The organism is Terrabacter sp. 2RAF25, from assembly GCF_052115265.1.
Taxonomy (GTDB): Bacteria; Actinomycetota; Actinomycetes; order Actinomycetales; family Dermatophilaceae; genus Terrabacter.
The window spans coordinates 605,473-623,148 of sequence record NZ_JBFRGJ010000002.1 but is presented as its reverse complement, the minus strand read 5'-3'; the positions used below and the strand labels follow the sequence as shown (position 1 = coordinate 623,148).

Here is a 17,676-nt window from a genome sequence, read left to right as displayed (position 1 = left end):
TGTGGCTGTGTGGTGCACGGTCAGTGGGGGGTTCGGTGCCCAGGTGGCTCCGGATTGGTTCTGACGGAAGGTGTTTCGGGTTTCTCCTCCCGTACGTGTTCACGCGACGGTCACCACCACCTCCTGGATCCCGCTCGAACCACTGGGGAACGGCGTGGCTCGCTCCGTGAGCTGTGCGCGGCCCTGTCGGTCGGTGGCGCGGACGGAGATGCGGTGCAGGCCGGGCTGCGCGTCCCAGGGGAGGAACCACTGGCGCCAGTAGTCGATGCCGACGTCGGGGCCGAGCTTCGTTTCCTGCCAAGGGCCGTCGTCGATCTTCACCTCGACCTTGCCGACGCCTCGGTGCTGCGCCCACGCGACCCCACCGATCGCGATCCGGCCCGCGTTGACCGTCGACAGGGGCGCCGGTGTGTCGATGCGCGCACTCGTCTTGATCGGTGCCACCGTCGCCCACTGGCGCTTGGTCCAGTACGCCTGCTCGGCGGCATACGTGGTCAGCGTGAGCTTCGTCAGCCATTTCGTGGCGCCGACGAAGCCGTAGAGGCCGGGGGTGATGAGGCGCGCCGGGAAGCCGTGGGTGTCGCGGAGCTGCGCGCCGTTCATCCCGATGGCCACCATCGCGTCGCGACCGTCGCGCACGACGGCCAGCGGGGTGCTGATGGTGAAGCCGTCGACGGCCGTGCTCAGCACCTGGTCCGGCGAGCCCTTGACCCCGGCTCGGTCGAGCACGTCGGTGAGGCGCACGCCCAGCCAGCGAGCCGCGCCGATGTAGCCGCCCCCGACCTCGTTGGAGACGCACGTCATCGTGATGTCACGCTCGATGAGCGGCAGGGCGGACAGCTCGGCGAAGTTCATGGTGAAGGGCCGCTCGACCATGCCGTCGACCTCGAGCGTCCAGCTGTCGACGTCGACCTGGGGCACGACGAGGTTGGTGTCCACCCGGTAGAACGTGTCGGTCGGGGTCCGCAGCGGCGAGATGCCCTTCACCGTCGACTCGAGACCGTGGGGCAGCGCTGGTGCGGGGTCCCTCGGCTTCGGGAGAGCGATCTGCTTGGCCTTCTGCGCACCGGCGCGCAGCTGTCCGCCTGCCGCCGCGAGGACGGAGAGGGCAGCCACCCCGGCTGCACCGCCGAGGAACCTGCGGCGCGCCGGACGGCTCGACGCCCGGGTGTAGGTGTCCTCGGCGCGGTCGCGCATGACAGCCCACCGAGGGCCCGTCGCGGCGCCATGCGCACCCAGACCTTCCCCGGCGGCTCGTGCGGCGAGATCGCGTAGCAGGAGCAGGCCGACGATGCCGACGACCATGGCCGTGGCAGAAGGGAGGACGTCGCGTGGCGCGGCCGCCGGCCGCAGCACGGCCGCGGCCCCGGCCAGCCCGGTCAGCAGCACGATCAGTCCCACACCCGCAGCGGGGCGACGGCGCGCGAGCAGCCCCGCGACGGCGGCGAGCACCAGTGTCCCGACGAGCACCGACCCCTGCAGGACCACCTTGTCGGCGGTGCCGAATGTCGCGATCGCCCACTCCTTGACCGGCGTCGGCGTCAGGTCGATGACGGTCGACCCGACTGCGAGAACCGGTGACGAGGCGGGTGCCAGGAAGGCCGCCAGGAGGTGGCCGGCAGCGATGCCGGCAACGGCGGCGAGGACCCCGCACAGGGCGAAACGTAGGCGCGACATGCACCGTGCTTCGGCGCTGGCGGGCCGATCGGATGGTTTGAGCGGGCCGGCGCCGGTGGCTGGGGCCGCGCCGTGCGCTCAGCCGCGCAGCAGGCGGCGGATGGTCGTGGCGTAGGCGAGGCGGGCGACGAGGGCCACGACGGGGTCGAGCAGTGCTGGCAGCGGCCGCACCCGGATGACCTGCTCCCACTCGACCCGCGAGCCACCCGCCGTCGGCGCGACCACAACGTCGATCTGACCGCGAACCACGTTGCCCTCCTTGCGGATCCGCGTGGATCCGGCGCCGCCGGACTGCGGCGGCACGATCTCGTCCACCACCATGCGGTCGTCGAAGCCCACCGGACCGACGGCGGTGCGGGCCACGAAACGCGACCCGGCCCGTAGCCCGTCGGCCGTGAGCACCTCGCCGCGCAGGGTCGTCAACGGGATGGCGCGGGTGTGGGCGCGCAGGTCGAACAGCCGCCGCCACGCCTCCTCGGCCGGCAGCTCGGTCTCGACGGTGACGGTGAACCGTGCCATGGCGACAGTCTGGCCCACGACTCCGTTCGAGCAGGACGGGAGGGCGGGCATGACACCTGTCACGGGCAGGTCGTGACCATTGCCCCTGCCACCACCCGCCGGCGCTTGGGAGAGTGGCACCGTGACCACACCGACCACAGCGAGCGCGACGGCCATCGAGCTGCGCGACCTCGTGAAGACGTTCCCACCCCAGCGTGGGTCGCACGACCGCGAGGTGCGCGCCGTCGACGCGATCGACCTCCGCATCGAGCCCGGCGAGATCGTCGCCTTCCTCGGCCCGAACGGCGCCGGCAAGACCACGACCCTCGACATGGTGCTCGGGCTCACCGAGCCCACGAGCGGCACCGTCGAGGTCTTCGGCCGACGTCCGCGTGAGGCCGTCGTCTCGGGCGCCGTCTCGGCCGTCCTCCAGACCGGCGGGCTGCTGCGCGACCTCACCGTCCGCGAGACGGTGCGCATGATCGCGTCGACGTATGCCGTCCACTCGCCCGTCGACGAGGTGATCGACCGCGCGGGGCTGACGACGCTCGCCGACCGCCGGGTGTCCAAGTGCTCCGGCGGCGAGCAGCAGCGGCTGCGGTTCGCGCTCGCGCTGCTGCCCGACCCGCGCCTGCTCATCCTCGACGAGCCCACGGCCGGCATGGACGTCACGGCGCGCCGCGACTTCTGGGACACCATGCACGCCGACGCGAGCGCCGGCCGCACCGTCGTCTTCGCGACGCACTACCTCGAGGAGGCCGACGCCTTCGCCGACCGCATCGTCCTCATCGCCGGCGGCCGCATCGTCGCCGACGGCACGACCGCCGACATCCGTTCGCGCGCCAGCGGTCGCACCGTCTCGGCGACCCTGCCGGATGACTCCCGGGTCGACGCGATCGCCGCCCTGCGCGCGACCGAGGGCGTGAGCGCCGTCGACGAGCGCGGTTCGCGCGTCGTCATCACCGCGACCGACTCCGACGGGGTGGCCCGGCTGCTCCTTGGCGACCTCGGCGGCAGCGACCTCGAGATCGTCACCGCCGGCCTCGAGCAGGCCTTCATGGCCCTCACCGGCGACGACCGCGAGGGCCAGTCCGGCCCCGAGGCCGACCATCGCGCCCACCCCGCACACCACGACGAGGAGCTCGTCCGATGAACGCGACCTTCACGCTGCTCGAGATGCGCCGGATCACGCGCGACTGGGCCGGCATGTTCTTCACCGCCGTGCTACCGGCCTTCTTCTACCTGATCTTCGGCTCCACCGTCGACGCCAAGAGCTCCGACATCGGCAACGGCAACGTCGCCATGTACGTGATGATCAGCATGGCGGCATACGGCGCCGTCACCGCCACGACGAGCATCGGCGGCAACGCCGCGGTCGAGCGCGTGCAGGGCTGGGGCCGCCAGCTGGGGCTCACGCCGCTCGCCGACAGCTCGTACATCGCCATGAAGGCGCTCATCGCGATGACGGTCGCGGCCGTGCCGATCGTGCTCACCTACGCCCTCGGCGCGGTGACCGGCGCCAAGGGATCGGCCGGTGCGTGGGCCCTCAGCGCCGCGCTCGTGCTGGTCGGCTCGTCGGTCTTCGCCCTCTACGGCCTGCTCATCGGCACGGCGTTCCGCTCCGAGGCGGCCGTCGGCGCCGCCGCCGGCACCCTCGTCATCTTCGCCTTCCTCGGCAACCTCTTCATCCCGCTGTCGGGGGCACTGCTCTCGTTCGCCAAGCTGACCCCCCTCTACGGGTATGCCGCCCTCGCCCGCTACCCCCTCACCGAGGGGTTCCTGCCCGACGGGTCGCGCGACCCGCTGTGGCTGCCGGTCACCAACGTGGCCGTCTGGGCGCTGGTCTTCGGCGTCCTGGCGACGGTGCTCGTGCGACGCGGCCGGGAGCGCCAGTGACCGCACCCGAGGCGCCGGCCGGGCAGCCGGCGACCAGCGACCCCACGGTCAACCCGTGGGAGCGCTGGTCGTGGGTCATCCAGACGGTGTGGCTCGTCTTCCTCGTCTTCCCGGTGCTCGCCGTCGTCGGCGAGCCCCGCCCGCTCTGGCAGGTCGTGCTCGGGCTGGCGCTCATCGTCACCTTCGGCCTCGTGTACGCGTTGGGCGCGCAGCACCTGCAGCGGCTCGAACGCGCGTGCCGGCCGTGGGCGGGCAGGGGCGTCGCCTACCTGGCCGTCCTCGTCGGGTGCACGGTCGGCACGGCGACCCTCATCGGCGCCGGCAGCCTCGGCTTCCTGCCGTTCGTCGTGTCGTTCGGGATGTTCGCCCTACCCATCGTCTGGTCGATGGTGGTCGGAGTCCTGTGCGTCGCCGTGGCGGGCCTGACCGCGCTCTTCATCGACCGGGAGGAGGGCTCCTGGGTCGTGGCGATCATCGTCTTCGCCGTCGGGGCCATGACGGCGGCGATCCGCCTCATGACCGACCGGGGCGCGCAGTACGAGGCGATGTCGCGCGAGCTGGCCCTCGTCGCCGAGCGCGAGCGCGTCGCTCGTGACGTCCACGACGTGCTCGGCCACTCGCTCACCGTGGTCACGGTCAAGGCCGAGCTGGCCGAGCGGCTCGTCGACCTCGACCCCGAGCGCGCCAAGGGCGAGCTGGCCGAGATCCAGGCCCTGAGCCGCCAGGCGCTCGCCGAGATCCGCGAGACGGTCGGCGGCCTCCGGCAGGCACGGCTGGACAACGAGCTCGTCTCCGCGAGAACGGCGCTCGCGGGTGCTGGCATCGAGGCCCACGTGCCCGAGGACCCCACCGCCGTCGACCCGAGGCACCGCACGGTGCTGGCCTGGGTGCTGCGCGAGGCGACGACCAACGTCGTGCGCCACAGCGACGCCGACGCGTGCTGGGTCGAGCTCGACACCGACCGCCTCGCCCTCGAGGCCGGCGCCTCCGGCTTCGTCGTCAAGGACACCCCGGCGCGGCAGCTCGCCGAGGCCGTCCGCCGCGTCCACGCCGGGCTGCGGGTCGTCGACCCGTCGCTCGCCACGGAGTCGCTCGTAGACGGCGCCAACCCGCTCACCGAGCGTGAGCGCGACGTGCTGCAGGTGGCCCTCCGTGGCGGCACTGTGGCGGCCATCGCCGAGGTCGTGCACCTGTCGTCCGGCACGGTGCGCAACCACCTCAGCTCGGCCATCGGCAAGACCGGCACGTCCACCCGTGCCGAGGCCGCCCGCGTCGCCCAGGAGCGCGGCTGGCTCTAGGCCCACCTCACCCTCCTCGATTCGCGTTCGGCAGGGTCTCTCGGGTGGATGCTGATGGGTGCAGCCCACTGCTCTTACGACTGAACCCGTGCGTGGTCTCACGGCGTTCAGGGTGTGGAGGTTTCCCACCGTCAGGGCGTCGTCAGGGAGGGCGAGATGCGACGGAGCGACGAGGACCAGTTCACCGACTTCGTGCGTGCGCACAGCGCCACGCTGTTCCGCACCGCCTACCTGATGACGGGTGACTACCAGCGAGCAGAGGACCTCCTGCAGACGACGTTGGTGCGCGTCTACCAGCGCTGGCCTCGGGTGCGCGAGATGCACCGACCCGTGGGCTATGCGCGCAAGGTGCTGGTGAGCCAGTCGACCTCGTGGTGGCGCCGGTGTTCGTCGCACGAAGCGCCTGGACTGAGGACCGATGAACCGGACGGGGTCGACCTGGTTCGTGACCTCGACGAGCACGAACGTGTCTGGACCGCCGTTCTCCGGCTGCCACCGCGGCAGCGCGCCGTGATGGTCCTCCGCTACTACGAGGACCTCACCGAGGCCGAGATCGCGGCGACGCTCGACATGGCGCCGGGCACGGTCAAGAGCCACGCTCACGCCGCCTCCCACCGGCTCGCCGAGATGTTGGCCGAACCAGTCACCCCGCGAGCCGAGGAGGCGACGTCATGACGCTCGACGAACGGCTCTCACGGGCCGCCCACGAGCTGGCGGACCGGGTCGTTGCACCGGAGGTCGACCTCGGAGCGGTCCGGGCAAGGGTTCGCACGAACCGCCGCAGGGCGACCGCAGGCGCGCTGGTGGCGGCGGTGTTGGCGGCCACGGTCCTCGGATTCGTTCTCCTCTCACGGAGCACGGACAGGCCGGTGCCGGCCCCGCGCCCACCGACCTTGGGCGTCGGGCCGGTCTGGTACGACTCGGCCGGGCTGCACCACGGCAACGACGTCCTGCGCACGCCGGTCAAGCTGGTCGCCCCGGACGGCTGGGGAGTCCTCGCCCTCGTGCGTGGCGGCGCCGTCTATCTCGATCCGGATCGCCAGGACGTCTGGTACCACGCGTGGAACGCCGCCCCGCGGGTCATCGGCCACTCCGAGGCGGGGCCTGCCGGCGATCCGAACAGCGGCTTCGCCGTGTGGTTCGACCTCCGGGGCGCCCTCGTCGTCTACGACACGCTCGAAGGGCGCGAGATCGCCCGCTTCGCGGGACTGGGTGGAGTGAGACCATTCGCCGGGCGCGAGCACGTTCTCGGGGGCAACGGGTTCCTGCACGTGTCCACTCACGAGGTGGTGTGGCGATCGGATCTCGCCGTGCGTCGCCTCGACCTGGTGAGTGGCGCATCCGCCTACGTGTGGACCGGGGAGCCGACGCCCCAGAGTCTCGACGGTCCCGTTCCCGTGGACGTGCACGACGCGACCCAGTTCTGGGGGAGCTTCGATGGGTCGGTCCGGAGCCTGCGGGCGGATCGCCGGCCAGAGCTGGCGCTGCCCGAGCTGGAGTCTTTCGGCCTGTTCAGTGCCGATGGTTCCTTCCTGCTAGCACCCCGGGCCCCCCGCAGGCCCGCCGCGCACGGTTCGGCACTGGCGGACACCCGGAACGGGAAGCTGTGGGTCCTGCCCGAACCGAATGCCTACCACTACATCTCGTGGTCCTACGGGCACCTTGCCCTCGTGCTCGTGGATGGCGGCCCCGGGGATGGGGGGTCGCTCCTGGCCTGCGACGGCGTGACGCACGCGTGTGACCGGCTCGCGCCCCGAGGTGCGGTGCTGCTGCCTTCCTCCTGACTTGCACCGCACCGACGATGGTTCGATCCTCGAAATGTCGAACGACGTGGCCGCGGGTCGACGTCGTGGTGGAGGCTGGGACCGATCCGGCCGGCAGACGAAGGAGTCCCATGCGCTACCTGATGATCCACAAGATCGACGAGGCCCGCCCCGAGGCCTGGAACCCCAGCCAGGAGTTCCAGGACGCGATGGGCGCGCTCATGAGCGAGTGCGCCGAGTCGGGTGTGCTGCTCGCAGCCGAGGGCGTGACGCAGACCAAGGACGGCGCCGTCGTCCGGAAGACCGACGGTGCCGGCGTGTCCGTGACCGACGGCCCGTTCAGCGAGGCCCGTGAGGTCATCGGCGGCTTCGCCCTCGTCAACGTGGCGAGCAAGGAGGAGGCCGTCGAGCTGGCCTCGAGGTTCGCGTCGCTCTTCGACGAGGTGTCGGTCGAGGTCCGTCGCGTCTTCGAGTTCGAGGACCTGCCCCAGGGCTGAGGCAGCCGAGGACGTATGCCGTCAGGCGGGCGCGGGACGCGGGGTCGAGGCGCCCGGCGTGCCCGCGCGCCGGGCCATGAAGGCCGTGATCAGCTCGGCCACCCCGATGAGCACGAGCATGATGCCCGCCAGTCGGGCGAGCAGCACCAGCGACGAGCCGGGGAAGATGGCCACGACGAGGCCGGCGAGCACCGAGACGACGCCGCTCGCGATGAGGAAGGTGCGCGCCGAGGCCGTGCGTCCCGTGCGCAGACCCTGGGCCAGTGCGGCCACGCCCTCGGAGAGCCAGCCGGCGGCGATGACGATGGCGACGACGAGCAGCGACGTGCCGGGGCGCAGCAGGCAGATGACTCCGGCCACCACCGACAGGGCGCCGAGGGCCAGCGAGACCGGCTTGAGCCACGCAGGGTCGCTGGGCAGCAGGCGGCTCGTCGAGATCCGCAGGGCTCCCGCGACGATGAGCTCCAGGCCGAAGACGATGGCGACGACGAGAAGGGTCACGCCCGGCCAGGCGAGCACGAGGATGCCCAGCACGATCGAGAGGACGCCGAGTGCGACGAGCGGCATCGTCCAGCCGGAGTCCTCGAGGGTCGTGCGGTGCCGGCCAGGGCTGCCGAGGCCGCCCGGCACGGCGGGATCGGGTGACGCAGCGTTCGGGACGGTGCTCGACATGGTTCCTCCTGAGGGGTGAGGTCGGCCCGATGTGCAGCCCTTCCAGTCTCGCCCCGTCGGCGGCCGCGAATGGCCCAAACGGCGCAGAACGCGCCACACCCGCGAACCCGCGAGCCGTGGCGTCGTCACAGGCCTACCGATAGCGTCGGCGACGTGAACATCATCTTCGTGGAGCCGTCGTTCCCGGCGAACCAGCGCCGCTTCGTGCACGCGCTCGCCTCGGTGGGCGCCAACGTCTACGGCATCGGCGAGTCCGAGGAGGGGCACCTCGGCGACGACGTGCTCGGGGCCCTGCGCGGCTACTACCGGGTCGGCTCGGTGACCAACGTCGACCAGATGGTCGAGGCGGTGCGCTTCTTCCAGGACAAGGTCTGGATCGACGCGCTCGAGGCCACCGTCGAGGCGCACATGATGCCGGCCGCGCAGGTGCGCGAGGCGTGCGGCATCCCGGGCACCAGCGTGCGCACGACGTGGCTGTGCCGCGACAAGCCGTCGATGAAGGAGGCGCTGCGCCAGGCCGGCGTGCCCACCGCGGCGAGCGCGGCGGTCGACTCCGCAGGCGAGGCACGGGACTTCGCCGAGCGAGAGGGCTACCCGCTGATCCTCAAGCCCCGTGCCGGCGCCGGCGCCCAGGGCACGGTCCGCGTCGACAGCGACCACGAGCTCGAGCAGGCGCTGCAGGGCTATGCGCGCGAGGGCGCGACATCGATCGCCATCGAGGAGTTCGTCGAGGGCCACGAGGGCTTCTACGACACGATCTCGCTCGGCGGGCGGGTCGTGCACGACTGGGCCACGCACTACTACCCCAACGTCCTCGAGGCGATGCGCCACCGCTGGATCTCGCCGCAGTTCATCACGACCAACCGCATCGACGAGCCCGGCAACTCCTTCTACGCCGAGGTGCGCGAGCTCGGCCGCCGGGTCATCGACGCCCTTGGCATCGAGACGTCGGCCACGCACATGGAGTGGTTCTACGGACCGAAGGGCTTGAAGTTCAGCGAGATCGGCTGCCGGCCGCCGGGTGTCGGCGCGTGGGACGTCTACTCCGCCGCCAACGAGGTCGACGTCTACCGCGAGTGGGCGCACGTGATCACCCACCGCGCCCCCGAGCAGCCGATGAAGCGCACGTATGCCGCCGGCATCGTCGCGCTCCGCCCCGACCGTGACGGGTCGATCACCGGCTACAGCGGCATCGACGAGATGCAGTCGCGCTACGGCGAGTGGGTCATCGACGGCCACTTCCCACCCGTCGGCCACGGCACGCAGGGCGTCGAGGCGGGCTACATGGCCAACGCATGGGTGCGTCTGCGCCACCCCGACTTCGACACCGTCAAGGCGATGCTCGACGACGTCGGCCGCACCATCCGCGTGCACGCGGGCTGAGCACGCGCACGCTCCATGACCACGATCCTGCTCGGACCCCAGCGGTTCACCACGACGGTGGGCTCCACCGTGCGCTCCCTCGGCGTGACCGGACCCATCGCCATGGTCAACTCCGGCTGGGAGGAGCGTGAGTCCGACGACGCCGAGCTCGCCGGACACCTCGACGGTCGCGGCGTCAACCTGCGCCTCTACCAGCGGGCGTACGAGCTGCTGCGGGCCGAATCCGAGCTGCGCGACGTCGTGCTCGACCACCGTTCGCGGCACGACGAGCTGCGCGCCTTCTACGGCCTGCGCCTCCAGTCGGCCTGGGACACCGTCTTCGCGGTCCGTCACCGCACGTCGCGGCACGGCATCGGCGAGGGCGCCGAGCGGTCCGCGCTGCAAGCGCTGTCCGATGTCGACGACTGGTACGCGTGGGAGGTGGCCCGGCTCGTCGAGCACACGGCCGGCACTGACGCGTTCACGGGCAGCTCGGCGCTCGCCGCCCAGCGCGCCGAGATCGCAGAGCTGCTCGCCTCCTCGGCCGCGGTCGTCGTGGCCGGCGGGCACGTCGGCCTCCTCATGGAGACGTTGCGGCTCTTCGCCGTGTCGATCCCGGCCACGACACCGGTCGTCGCCTGGTCGGCGGGGGCGATGGCCGTCTGCGACCCCGTCGTCCTCTTCCACGACTTCGCTCCACACGGCGTGACCGCCCCCGAGGTGCACGACCGGGGCCTGGGCCGGGTGCGCGGCGTCGTGCCGCTGCCGCATGCACGCCGCCGCCTCGCCCTCGACGACCGCGACCGGATGGCGGTCTTCGCGGCGCGCTTCCCGTCCCACCGCCTGGTGCCGCTCGACGCCGGCACGGTCATCCGGCTCGGGCCCGGAAGCACCGACGCGGACGGCCGGGTGGTGCTTCCGGAGGGCACGCGCGTGCTGACGACCGCAGGAACTCTCGTCACCGAGGGGGCCGCGTGAGCGTCCAGGCCCGCACCGCGCGGCTCGCCGTCAACAGCCTCCGCGAGCGGCTGCCGCTCGACGGACCCGCCATCGACCGGTTCATCGAGCGCTTCGGCTGCCCCATCATCGAGGGCGAGCGCGCCACGTTCCTCTACCGGGGTGACGTCGACGAGGTGTGGGTGCGCCACCGCGTCGTCGGTCTGCCGGACCCGTTGCCGCTCAAGCGGATCGGTGAGTCCGACCTCTGGGCGGTGACGACCGTCCTGCCCGAGGGCTCGCGCGTCGAGTACCAGGTCGAGATCCGCAAGGGCGAGCACTACGAGCGCTTCAACGACCCACTCAACCCGCGCCTCGCGCACAGCCCGATGGGGTCGTCGTCGGTGTGCGCGGCGATCGGCTACCGGGTGCCCGACTGGGTGTCGTTCGACCCCGAGGCGCGGCAGGGCACGCTCGTAGAGGAGCAGATCCGGAGCAAGGCCCTCCGACGAGACCAACCGGTGCAGATCTACCTGCCCGCGCGGTTCAACCGGGCCCAGCGCTACCCGCTGCTCGTCGTGCACGACGGCACCGACTTCCTCGAGTTCGCGGCGATGAAGACGGTGCTCGACAACCTCATCCACCGGCTCGACGTCGACCCGCTCGTCGCGGTCTTCGTGCCGCCTCGCGACCGGCTCAAGGAGTACCCCAACTACGCGCCGCACGCCCGTTTCATCGCCCGCGAGCTCGTGCCGCTGCTCACCGAGCGGCTGCCCCTCATCGACACCCCCGAGGCCCGCTGCCTCATGGGCAGCTCGTTCGGCGGCATCGCCTCGCTGTCGACCGCCGTGCGCTACCCCGGCTACTTCGGCTCCCTCATGCTGCAGTCGGCGTCGCTCGTCTTCACCGACATCGGCTTCGACCACGGCGGCGGACCCGCCTTCGACCCGGTCGTGAAGTTCGTCAACCGCTTCCGCGACAAGCCCTCGGCCGTGGTCGACCGCATCTTCATGACGTGCGGCGTCTACGAGCCGCTCATCACCCCGAACCGCTCGATGGTGCCGGTCTTCCGCCACACGGGCATGAAGGTGCGCTACACCGAGGCGCGCGACGGCCACAACTGGGAGAACTGGCGCGACCGCCTCGGCGACGGCCTCTCCTGGATCTTCCCCGGACCCCAGAAGTTCGTCTACGAGTGACGGGCGCAAACCAGAAGGCAGGCAACCCATGAAGGTGACCGACCGGTGGCACTCCGACCGGCTGGGCCAGGACATCACGGTCGCGCGTTGGGGCACCTACGGCGTCCCGGTGCTGCTCTTCCCGACGGCGGGTGGTGATGCCGAGGAGGTCGAGCGGCACAAGATGATCGCCCACCTCATGCCGCTCATCGACGCCGGCCGCGCGAAGGTCTACTCGTGCGACAGCGTCGCCGGCAAGGCGATGGCCGAGGGGATCGGGTCGCCCGAGTACCGCATGGCCCTGTTCAACGCGTTCCACGAGGCCGTCGCCTCCGAGGTCATCCCGGCGATCCACTCCGACGTGGGCGGCCAGCTGCCCGTCGTGGTGGCCGGCGCCTCGATCGGTGCCTTCAACGCCCTGGCGATCACCTGCCGCTACCCACACCTCGTCGACTCGGCGGTGTGCATGAGCGGCACGTACTCCATCGAGAAGTTCATCGGCGGCCGGTTCACCGACGACCTGTACTTCAGCTCCCCCCTCCACTTCCTGCCCGACCTCGGCGGTCCCGCCCTCGACACGCTGCGCCGACGGATGATCGTGCTGGCGTCGGGCAGCGGGCAGTGGGAGGACCCGGGCGAGGCCTGGGCCGTGGCCCAGGTGCTGGGCGCCAAGGGCATCCCCAACCGCGTCGACGACTGGGGTCCCGCCTACAAGCACGACTGGCCCACGTGGTGGGAGATGCTCCCGACCTACCTCGACGACCTGCTGCCGTGAGCCGCCCCCCGTTCCTGCTGCTCACCTCCCGCATCGACGACGCCCTGGCCGAGCAGGAGCGCGACGCCTTCGAGCGCCTCACCGGCCTCGGCCCCGACGACGTGGTCCACGTTCGCATCGAGCAGGGCACGTTCCTGCCCCTCGACGTGACGGCCTGTGCCGGAGTGGTGCTCGGCGGGAGCCCCTTCACCGTCAGCGAGCCGCGCGACTCGAAGACGCCCACCGAGCGCCGCGTCGAGGAGGAGCTGACCGAGCTCATCCGTGAGCTCGTCGAGCGCCAGGTGCCCTATCTGGGCCTCTGCTACGGCATCGGGGCGACGAGCCTCGCGCTCGGCGGCGTGGTCGACCGCACGTACGGCGAGCCGGTCGGCTCCACGACCGTACGCCTGACCGCCGCCGCGGCCGACGACCCCATCTTCCGTGCGCTGCCCGCCACGTTCACCGCCTTCGTCGGCCACAAGGAGGCGGCCACGGAGCCGCCTCCGGGGGCCGTCGTGCTCGCCACGAGCGACCCCTGCCCCGTGCAGGCCTATCGGGTCGGGCCGCGCGCCTGGGTGACGCAGTTCCACCCCGAGCTCGAGCTCGAGACGTTCGTCGAGCGCATCCGGGCCTATGCGAACCTCGGCTACTTCCGCCCCGACGAGCAGGACACGATCATCGAGTCGGTGCGCACCGCTGACGTGTCGCCGGCGCACGACGTCCTCAAGCGCTTCGTGGCCGAGTTCTCCTGAGCCCCCGCTAGTTTGGGGCGATGGAGGACCTCGCGGCCTCGGTCGGTCGCGTCGCTGACGAGCAGGGCTTCTCCGGTGTGGTCCGCGTCGACCGCGACGGAGTGACCGAGCACGCCTCGGCGCACGGGCTGGCCGAGCGCGCCTTCGGGGTGCCGATCACGCTCGACACGCAGTTCGGCGTCGCCAGCATCGCCAAGAGCTTGACGGCCATGACCGTCGTCAGCCTCGTGGCCGACGTCCTCGTCGGTCTCGACGCCCGGGTGCGCGACATCCTCGGTGACGAGCTGCCCGAGATCGCCGACGACGTCACGGTCGAGCACCTCCTGTCGCACCGGTCCGGCATCGGCGACTACCTCGACGAGGACCTCGACCTCGACCCGTCCGACCACGTCATGACGAGGCCCGTGCACGAGTTCGTCACCACGGATGACTATGTTCCGTCGTTGCGCGGTCATGCAACGAAGTTCGCTGCAGGAGAACGGTTCTCGTACTGCAACAGCGGCTTTGTCGTGCTCGCGCTGGTCGTCGAACGCATCACCGGCACGGCCTTCCACGACGTCGTGGCCGAGCGCGTCTGTGCCCCGGCAGGACTCAGGCACACGGTCTACCTGCGCTCCGACGAGCTGCCGGCGAGCGTCGCCCGCGGCTACCTCGACGACGACGGCCTGCGCACCAACGTGCTGCACCTACCGGTGCGCGGCAGTGGCGACGGAGGTGTGCACACGACTGTCGGCGACCTGCACGCGCTCTGGAACGCCTTCGTCGGCGGCCGAGTCGTGCCCGAACGCTGGGTCGCCGAGATGGTGCGGCCGAGAAGCGTCTCTGACGACGGGCGCCGCTACGGCCTCGGCCTCTGGCTCGCTCCGACCGGCGACGGGCTGGTCATGAACGGCTACGACGCAGGGGTCTCCGCCCGCAGCGCGCACGAGCCCGGCAGGTCGCTGACGTGGACGGTCGTCTCGAACACGAGCAACGGCATACGTCCGCTCGTCCGGCACCTCGCCGAGCGCCTGGACGCCTGAGGCGCGCGACCGCCCACGTCGACCGACGCCCCCCACCGACGGGCCGGGGAGGCGATTCGCCCTGTCCGGCTTCCGTGCGATGGATTGACACATGCTTGATTTTGCTCAATTCTGTGTCCGGTCGCTCACAAACGAGCAGCATGTGGAGCGGCGACGCAGCACGACCCGCCCGACGATGTGCCCGGTCCCCAAGGAGAAGTCCATGCGCAGCACCCGCCTCTTGGCCGTCACGGCCGTCCTCACCCTCGGCCTGACCGCCTGCGGAAGCTCGTCCGGAGGAGGCGCGCCCGAAGCCCAGCCGGAGAGCGGTCCGGTCACGATCAGCTACGGCATCTGGGACAAGAACCAGCTGCCCGCCATGCAGAAGATCGCCGACGAGTTCCACGCCGCCGACCCGAACGTGACGGTGAAGATCCAGGTGACGCCGTTCAAGCAGTACTTCACGACGCTGCAGACCGCGGCGTCGGGTGGCGGCGCTCCCGACGTCTTCTGGATGAACGGGCCCAACTTCAAGCTGTATGCCGCGAACCAGCAGCTGCTTCCCCTCGAGCAGACCGTGAGCGCGGCCAAGCTCGACCTGGCGAAGTACCCCCGCGCGCTCGTCGACCTCTACACCTGGGAGGGCAAGGCGTACGGCATCCCGAAGGACTTCGACACCATCGGCGTCTGGTACAACAAGGCGCTCTTCGACGCGAAGAAGGTGCCCTACCCGAAGGACGACTGGACCTGGGCCGACTTCCAGTCCGCCGCCCGCACCCTCACCGACAAGGGCAAGGGCGTCTACGGCGCGGCCGCCCCGGTCGAGGACCAGGCCGGCTTCTACGACACCATCCCGTCGGCCGGCGGCCAGGTCATCAACGCGGCCGGCACGAAGAGCGGCTTCGACTCGCCCGAGGCCCTCGAGGGCATCGAGTTCTGGACCTCGCTCGTCAAGGACGGCGCGTCCCCGACCGTGCAGCAGATGACCGACACGAGCCCGGGCGACCTCTTCAAGGCCGGCAAGGTCGGCATGTACTGGAACGGCTCGTGGGCGGCCGTCGAGTACAACGACGTGCCGGAGCTGAAGAACGCCGTCAACGTCGCGCCCGTGCCGGCCGGACCGAAGGGCCAGATCTCGGTCATCCACGGTCTCGGCAACGTCATCTACGCGAAGACGAAGCACCAGGACGCCGCGCAGAAGTTCGTCGGCTTCCTCGGCGGCAAGCGCGCGGCGCAGATCCAGGCCGACGCCGGCGCGGTAATCCCCGCCTACGAGGGCACGCAGGACGCCTGGGTGAACTCGATGCCGCAGTTCAACCTCAAGGCTTACGTCGACGAGGTCGCGACTGCGGTGCCCTACCCGGCGTCGAAGAACACCAAGGCATGGACGACCCTGCAGACCGACCTGCTCACGAAGGTGTGGAACGGCGAGGTCGACGCGGCGACGGGCCTGAAGGACCTCGCCACCCAGATGAACGCAGCGCTCGCCAAGGAGAAGTGAGCATGTCGAGCGTCGCCACCCGGACGGGAGGCGCTGCCACCGCGGCGGCACGCGCCTCCCGCAGGGGGCCGGCCTCGCGGCCGTCGGGCGGGGGCGAGCACCCGGCCCCCGGCCGCCCCGCGCGGGGCATGTCGCGGATGCGCCGCAACGACCTGTTCTGGGCGGCGGTCTTCATCCTGCCGACGCTGCTCGGGCTCGTCGTCTTCTACCTGTGGCCGGTCGTGCGCACCCTGCTCATCTCCTTCACCGAGACGGGCCCCTTCGGCGGCTCGGAGTGGGTCGGCCTCGACAACTACACGCACCTGCTCGGTGACGCCCGGCTCTGGGAGACCCTCCTCAACACGGCGAAGTTCACCGTCGTGGCCCTGCTCGGCATCCCGATCGCGCTCGTCATCGCTGCGCTGCTCTCGACCGAGGGACTGCGCGGGGTCCGCGTCTACCGGGTGCTCTTCTTCCTGCCGGTCGTCACCATGCCCGCGGCCGTCGGCCTCATCTGGCGCACGCTCTACAACGGCGACGTGGGCGTCGTCAACGCGATGCTGCGCGCCGTCGGCCTGGAGGGCACCAACTGGCTCTCCAACCCCGCGACCGCCCTGTATGCCATTGCGGCAGTGGGCATCTGGCTCGGCCTCGGCACGCAGATCGTCATCTTCCTGGCCGCCATCCAGGGCGTTCCGAAGGACCTCTACGAGGCGGCCTCGCTCGACGGCGCCGGCCGCATCCGGCAGTTCTGGTCGATCACCTTGCCGCAGATCAGCCCGAGCGTCTTCTTCATCTCGGTGCTCGCGGTGATCGGCGCCCTGCAGACCTTCGACCTCATCTTCGTCATGACCGGGCCGACGAACCCGGCCTACCCCGCGACCGAGACGATCGTCGCGCAGTTCTACCAGCGCGGCTTCGTCGAGAACCAGCAGGGGTATGCCGCCGCGATCGCCCTCGTGATCCTCGTGATCATCGTCGCGGTCACCGCCCTGCAGTTCCGGCTCCAGAAGAAGTGGGTGCACTATGTCTGAGCTCGCGACCCGGCTCCCTCGCTCGCGAAAGCGTCTGCGCCGCAGTCACATCGGCGTCCACGTCGTACTGATCCTCGGCTCGGTCGTCATGGTCGGCCCGTTCTTCTGGGAGGTCATGACCTCGCTCAAGACGCTCGGCGAGACCCTGACGGTGCCGCCGACGATCCTGCCGAAGAGCCCCCAGTGGTCCAACTACGGGGACGTGTTCGACACCCTCCCGTTCGGCCAGATGTTCTGGAACAGCACGCTCCAGACGGCCGGGCGCGTGATCGGCCAGCTCGTGCTGTGCTCGATGGCCGGCTACGCGTTCGCCCGGTTCGAATTCAGGGGGCGTGGCCTGCTCTTCGGCCTGTTCCTGTCGGTGCTCATGGTGCCGAGCCAGCTGTTCCTGCTGCCGCAGTACGAGATCATCTCGGGCCTCGGCTGGCTCAACTCGATCCAGGCCCTCATCGTGCCCGGCCTCTTCAGCGCCTTCGGCACGTTCCTGCTGCGGCAGTTCTTCCTCAGCCTGCCGCGCGACCTGGAGGAGGCGGCCAAGCTCGACGGCGCCAACCACTGGCAGATCTTCACCCGCATCATGCTGCCGCTCGCGAAGCCCGGGCTCATCGCACTCGCGGTGCTCGACGTGCTGTGGTCGTGGAACGACCTCATGTGGCCGCTCGTGGTCAACAACGACCCGACGAAGATGCCGCTCTCGGTCGGCCTGGCCTCGCTCATCGGCCAGTTCTCCGTCGACACGACGACGCTCATGGCCGGATCGGTCCTCGCGACGCTCCCGGTCCTCCTGCTCTTCGTCGTGCTGCAGAAGCAGTTCATCCAGGGCATCGCGTTCAGCGGCTCCAAGGGCTGAGACTCGAACCACCACCCCGAAAGGCGAC

17 protein-coding genes and 2 pseudogenes are annotated in these 17,676 nt (G+C 70.8%); 16 read left to right on the top strand and 3 right to left on the bottom strand.

Going from position 1 to position 17,676, the window contains the following annotated elements:
• Positions 1–99: 99 nt before the first annotated feature.
• Positions 100–1,677, bottom strand: a complete 1,578-nt coding sequence (locus tag AB4091_RS06170; RefSeq protein ID WP_442290850.1) for a molybdopterin-dependent oxidoreductase — start codon at positions 1,675–1,677, stop codon at positions 100–102.
• Between the two features lie 78 nt (positions 1,678–1,755).
• The gene (locus AB4091_RS06165; protein WP_442290849.1) at positions 1,756–2,196 is read right to left on the bottom strand and encodes an SRPBCC family protein; all 441 of its coding nucleotides are present in this window, start codon (positions 2,194–2,196) and stop codon (positions 1,756–1,758) included.
• Positions 2,197–2,317: 121 nt separating this feature from the next.
• Between AB4091_RS06165 and AB4091_RS06160 the strand changes: the two genes are divergently transcribed.
• The 7 genes and pseudogenes from AB4091_RS06160 (at position 2,318) to AB4091_RS06130 (ending at position 7,629) form a co-directional block, all read left to right on the top strand.
• On the top strand, positions 2,318–3,328 hold the full coding sequence (locus AB4091_RS06160) for an ABC transporter ATP-binding protein (protein ID WP_442290848.1): 1,011 nt from the start codon (positions 2,318–2,320) through the stop codon (positions 3,326–3,328).
• Entirely contained in the window at positions 3,325–4,071 is a 747-nt protein-coding gene (locus tag AB4091_RS06155; protein WP_442290847.1) for an ABC transporter permease, read from the top strand. The genes AB4091_RS06160 and AB4091_RS06155 overlap by 4 nt, the downstream gene beginning before the upstream one ends.
• Positions 4,072–4,430: 359 nt before the next feature.
• Positions 4,431–4,829 (top strand): annotated as a pseudogene (locus tag AB4091_RS06150) (sensor histidine kinase); the annotation flags it as partial.
• 204 nt (positions 4,830–5,033) lie between these two features.
• A pseudogene (locus AB4091_RS06145) lies at positions 5,034–5,369 on the top strand (response regulator transcription factor); the annotation flags it as partial.
• Positions 5,370–5,525: 156 nt separating this feature from the next.
• On the top strand, positions 5,526–6,044 hold the full coding sequence (locus AB4091_RS06140) for a SigE family RNA polymerase sigma factor (protein WP_442290846.1): 519 nt from the start codon (positions 5,526–5,528) through the stop codon (positions 6,042–6,044).
• Positions 6,041–7,153 carry a hypothetical protein gene (locus AB4091_RS06135; protein WP_442290845.1) on the top strand — a complete coding sequence of 371 codons (1,113 nt, stop codon included), beginning with the start codon at positions 6,041–6,043 and terminating at the stop codon, positions 7,151–7,153. Before AB4091_RS06140 ends, AB4091_RS06135 begins: the two co-directional genes overlap by 4 nt.
• A gap of 110 nt (positions 7,154–7,263) precedes the next feature.
• On the top strand, positions 7,264–7,629 hold the full coding sequence (locus AB4091_RS06130) for a YciI family protein (RefSeq protein WP_442290844.1): 366 nt from the start codon (positions 7,264–7,266) through the stop codon (positions 7,627–7,629).
• Positions 7,630–7,650: 21 nt separating this feature from the next.
• On the opposite strand, the gene AB4091_RS06125 is transcribed toward AB4091_RS06130, so the two are convergent.
• Positions 7,651–8,301: an HdeD family acid-resistance protein gene (locus tag AB4091_RS06125; protein WP_442290843.1), complete on the bottom strand. Its 651-nt coding sequence runs from the start codon at positions 8,299–8,301 to the stop codon at positions 7,651–7,653.
• 153 nt (positions 8,302–8,454) lie between these two features.
• On the opposite strand from AB4091_RS06125, the gene AB4091_RS06120 reads away from it, so the two are divergent.
• The 9 genes from AB4091_RS06120 to AB4091_RS06080 all read left to right on the top strand — a co-directional run bounded on the left by AB4091_RS06120 (position 8,455) and on the right by AB4091_RS06080 (position 17,648).
• Positions 8,455–9,684: an ATP-grasp domain-containing protein gene (locus AB4091_RS06120; protein WP_442290842.1), complete on the top strand. Its 1,230-nt coding sequence runs from the start codon at positions 8,455–8,457 to the stop codon at positions 9,682–9,684.
• A gap of 15 nt (positions 9,685–9,699) precedes the next feature.
• Positions 9,700–10,641 (top strand): hypothetical protein, encoded by a 942-nt coding sequence (locus AB4091_RS06115; protein WP_442290841.1) that lies wholly within the window; start codon positions 9,700–9,702, stop codon positions 10,639–10,641.
• Positions 10,638–11,798, top strand: a complete 1,161-nt coding sequence (locus AB4091_RS06110) for an alpha/beta hydrolase-fold protein (RefSeq protein ID WP_442290840.1) — start codon at positions 10,638–10,640, stop codon at positions 11,796–11,798. The genes AB4091_RS06115 and AB4091_RS06110 overlap by 4 nt, the downstream gene beginning before the upstream one ends.
• A 28-nt stretch (positions 11,799–11,826) precedes the next feature.
• Positions 11,827–12,552, top strand: coding sequence for an esterase family protein (locus AB4091_RS06105; protein WP_442290839.1), 726 nt, complete (start codon positions 11,827–11,829; stop codon positions 12,550–12,552).
• Complete coding sequence (locus AB4091_RS06100; RefSeq protein WP_442290838.1) at positions 12,549–13,283, top strand: glutamine amidotransferase; 735 nt, start codon at positions 12,549–12,551, stop codon at positions 13,281–13,283. The genes AB4091_RS06105 and AB4091_RS06100 overlap by 4 nt, the downstream gene beginning before the upstream one ends.
• Before the next feature lie 20 nt (positions 13,284–13,303).
• Complete coding sequence (locus tag AB4091_RS06095; RefSeq protein ID WP_442290837.1) at positions 13,304–14,305, top strand: serine hydrolase domain-containing protein; 1,002 nt, start codon at positions 13,304–13,306, stop codon at positions 14,303–14,305.
• 202 nt (positions 14,306–14,507) lie between these two features.
• A complete protein-coding gene (locus AB4091_RS06090; protein WP_442290836.1) occupies positions 14,508–15,785 on the top strand; it encodes an ABC transporter substrate-binding protein in 1,278 nt (425 codons plus the stop codon).
• A 2-nt stretch (positions 15,786–15,787) separates the two neighbouring features.
• Positions 15,788–16,798 (top strand): carbohydrate ABC transporter permease, encoded by a 1,011-nt coding sequence (locus AB4091_RS06085; RefSeq protein WP_442290835.1) that lies wholly within the window; start codon positions 15,788–15,790, stop codon positions 16,796–16,798.
• Complete coding sequence (locus AB4091_RS06080) at positions 16,791–17,648, top strand: carbohydrate ABC transporter permease (protein ID WP_442290834.1); 858 nt, start codon at positions 16,791–16,793, stop codon at positions 17,646–17,648. Before AB4091_RS06085 ends, AB4091_RS06080 begins: the two co-directional genes overlap by 8 nt.
• Positions 17,649–17,676 lie beyond the last annotated feature (28 nt).

Excerpts from the sequence above, each read along its gene's own strand:
- AB4091_RS06170 (WP_442290850.1), bottom strand. The coding sequence starts at position 1,677 with ATGTCGCGCCTACGTTTCGCCCTGTGCGGGGTCCTCGCCGCCGTTGCC.
- AB4091_RS06165 (WP_442290849.1), bottom strand. The coding sequence starts at position 2,196 with ATGGCACGGTTCACCGTCACCGTCGAGACCGAGCTGCCGGCCGAGGAG.
- AB4091_RS06155 (WP_442290847.1), top strand. The coding sequence starts at position 3,325 with ATGAACGCGACCTTCACGCTGCTCGAGATGCGCCGGATCACGCGCGAC.
- AB4091_RS06140 (WP_442290846.1), top strand. The coding sequence starts at position 5,526 with ATGCGACGGAGCGACGAGGACCAGTTCACCGACTTCGTGCGTGCGCAC.
- AB4091_RS06135 (WP_442290845.1), top strand. The coding sequence starts at position 6,041 with ATGACGCTCGACGAACGGCTCTCACGGGCCGCCCACGAGCTGGCGGAC.
- AB4091_RS06130 (WP_442290844.1), top strand. The coding sequence starts at position 7,264 with ATGCGCTACCTGATGATCCACAAGATCGACGAGGCCCGCCCCGAGGCC.
- AB4091_RS06125 (WP_442290843.1), bottom strand. The coding sequence starts at position 8,301 with ATGTCGAGCACCGTCCCGAACGCTGCGTCACCCGATCCCGCCGTGCCG.
- AB4091_RS06115 (WP_442290841.1), top strand. The coding sequence starts at position 9,700 with ATGACCACGATCCTGCTCGGACCCCAGCGGTTCACCACGACGGTGGGC.
- AB4091_RS06105 (WP_442290839.1), top strand. The coding sequence starts at position 11,827 with ATGAAGGTGACCGACCGGTGGCACTCCGACCGGCTGGGCCAGGACATC.
- AB4091_RS06095 (WP_442290837.1), top strand. The coding sequence starts at position 13,304 with ATGGAGGACCTCGCGGCCTCGGTCGGTCGCGTCGCTGACGAGCAGGGC.
- AB4091_RS06090 (WP_442290836.1), top strand. The coding sequence starts at position 14,508 with ATGCGCAGCACCCGCCTCTTGGCCGTCACGGCCGTCCTCACCCTCGGC.
- AB4091_RS06085 (WP_442290835.1), top strand. The coding sequence starts at position 15,788 with ATGTCGAGCGTCGCCACCCGGACGGGAGGCGCTGCCACCGCGGCGGCA.
- AB4091_RS06080 (WP_442290834.1), top strand. The coding sequence starts at position 16,791 with ATGTCTGAGCTCGCGACCCGGCTCCCTCGCTCGCGAAAGCGTCTGCGC.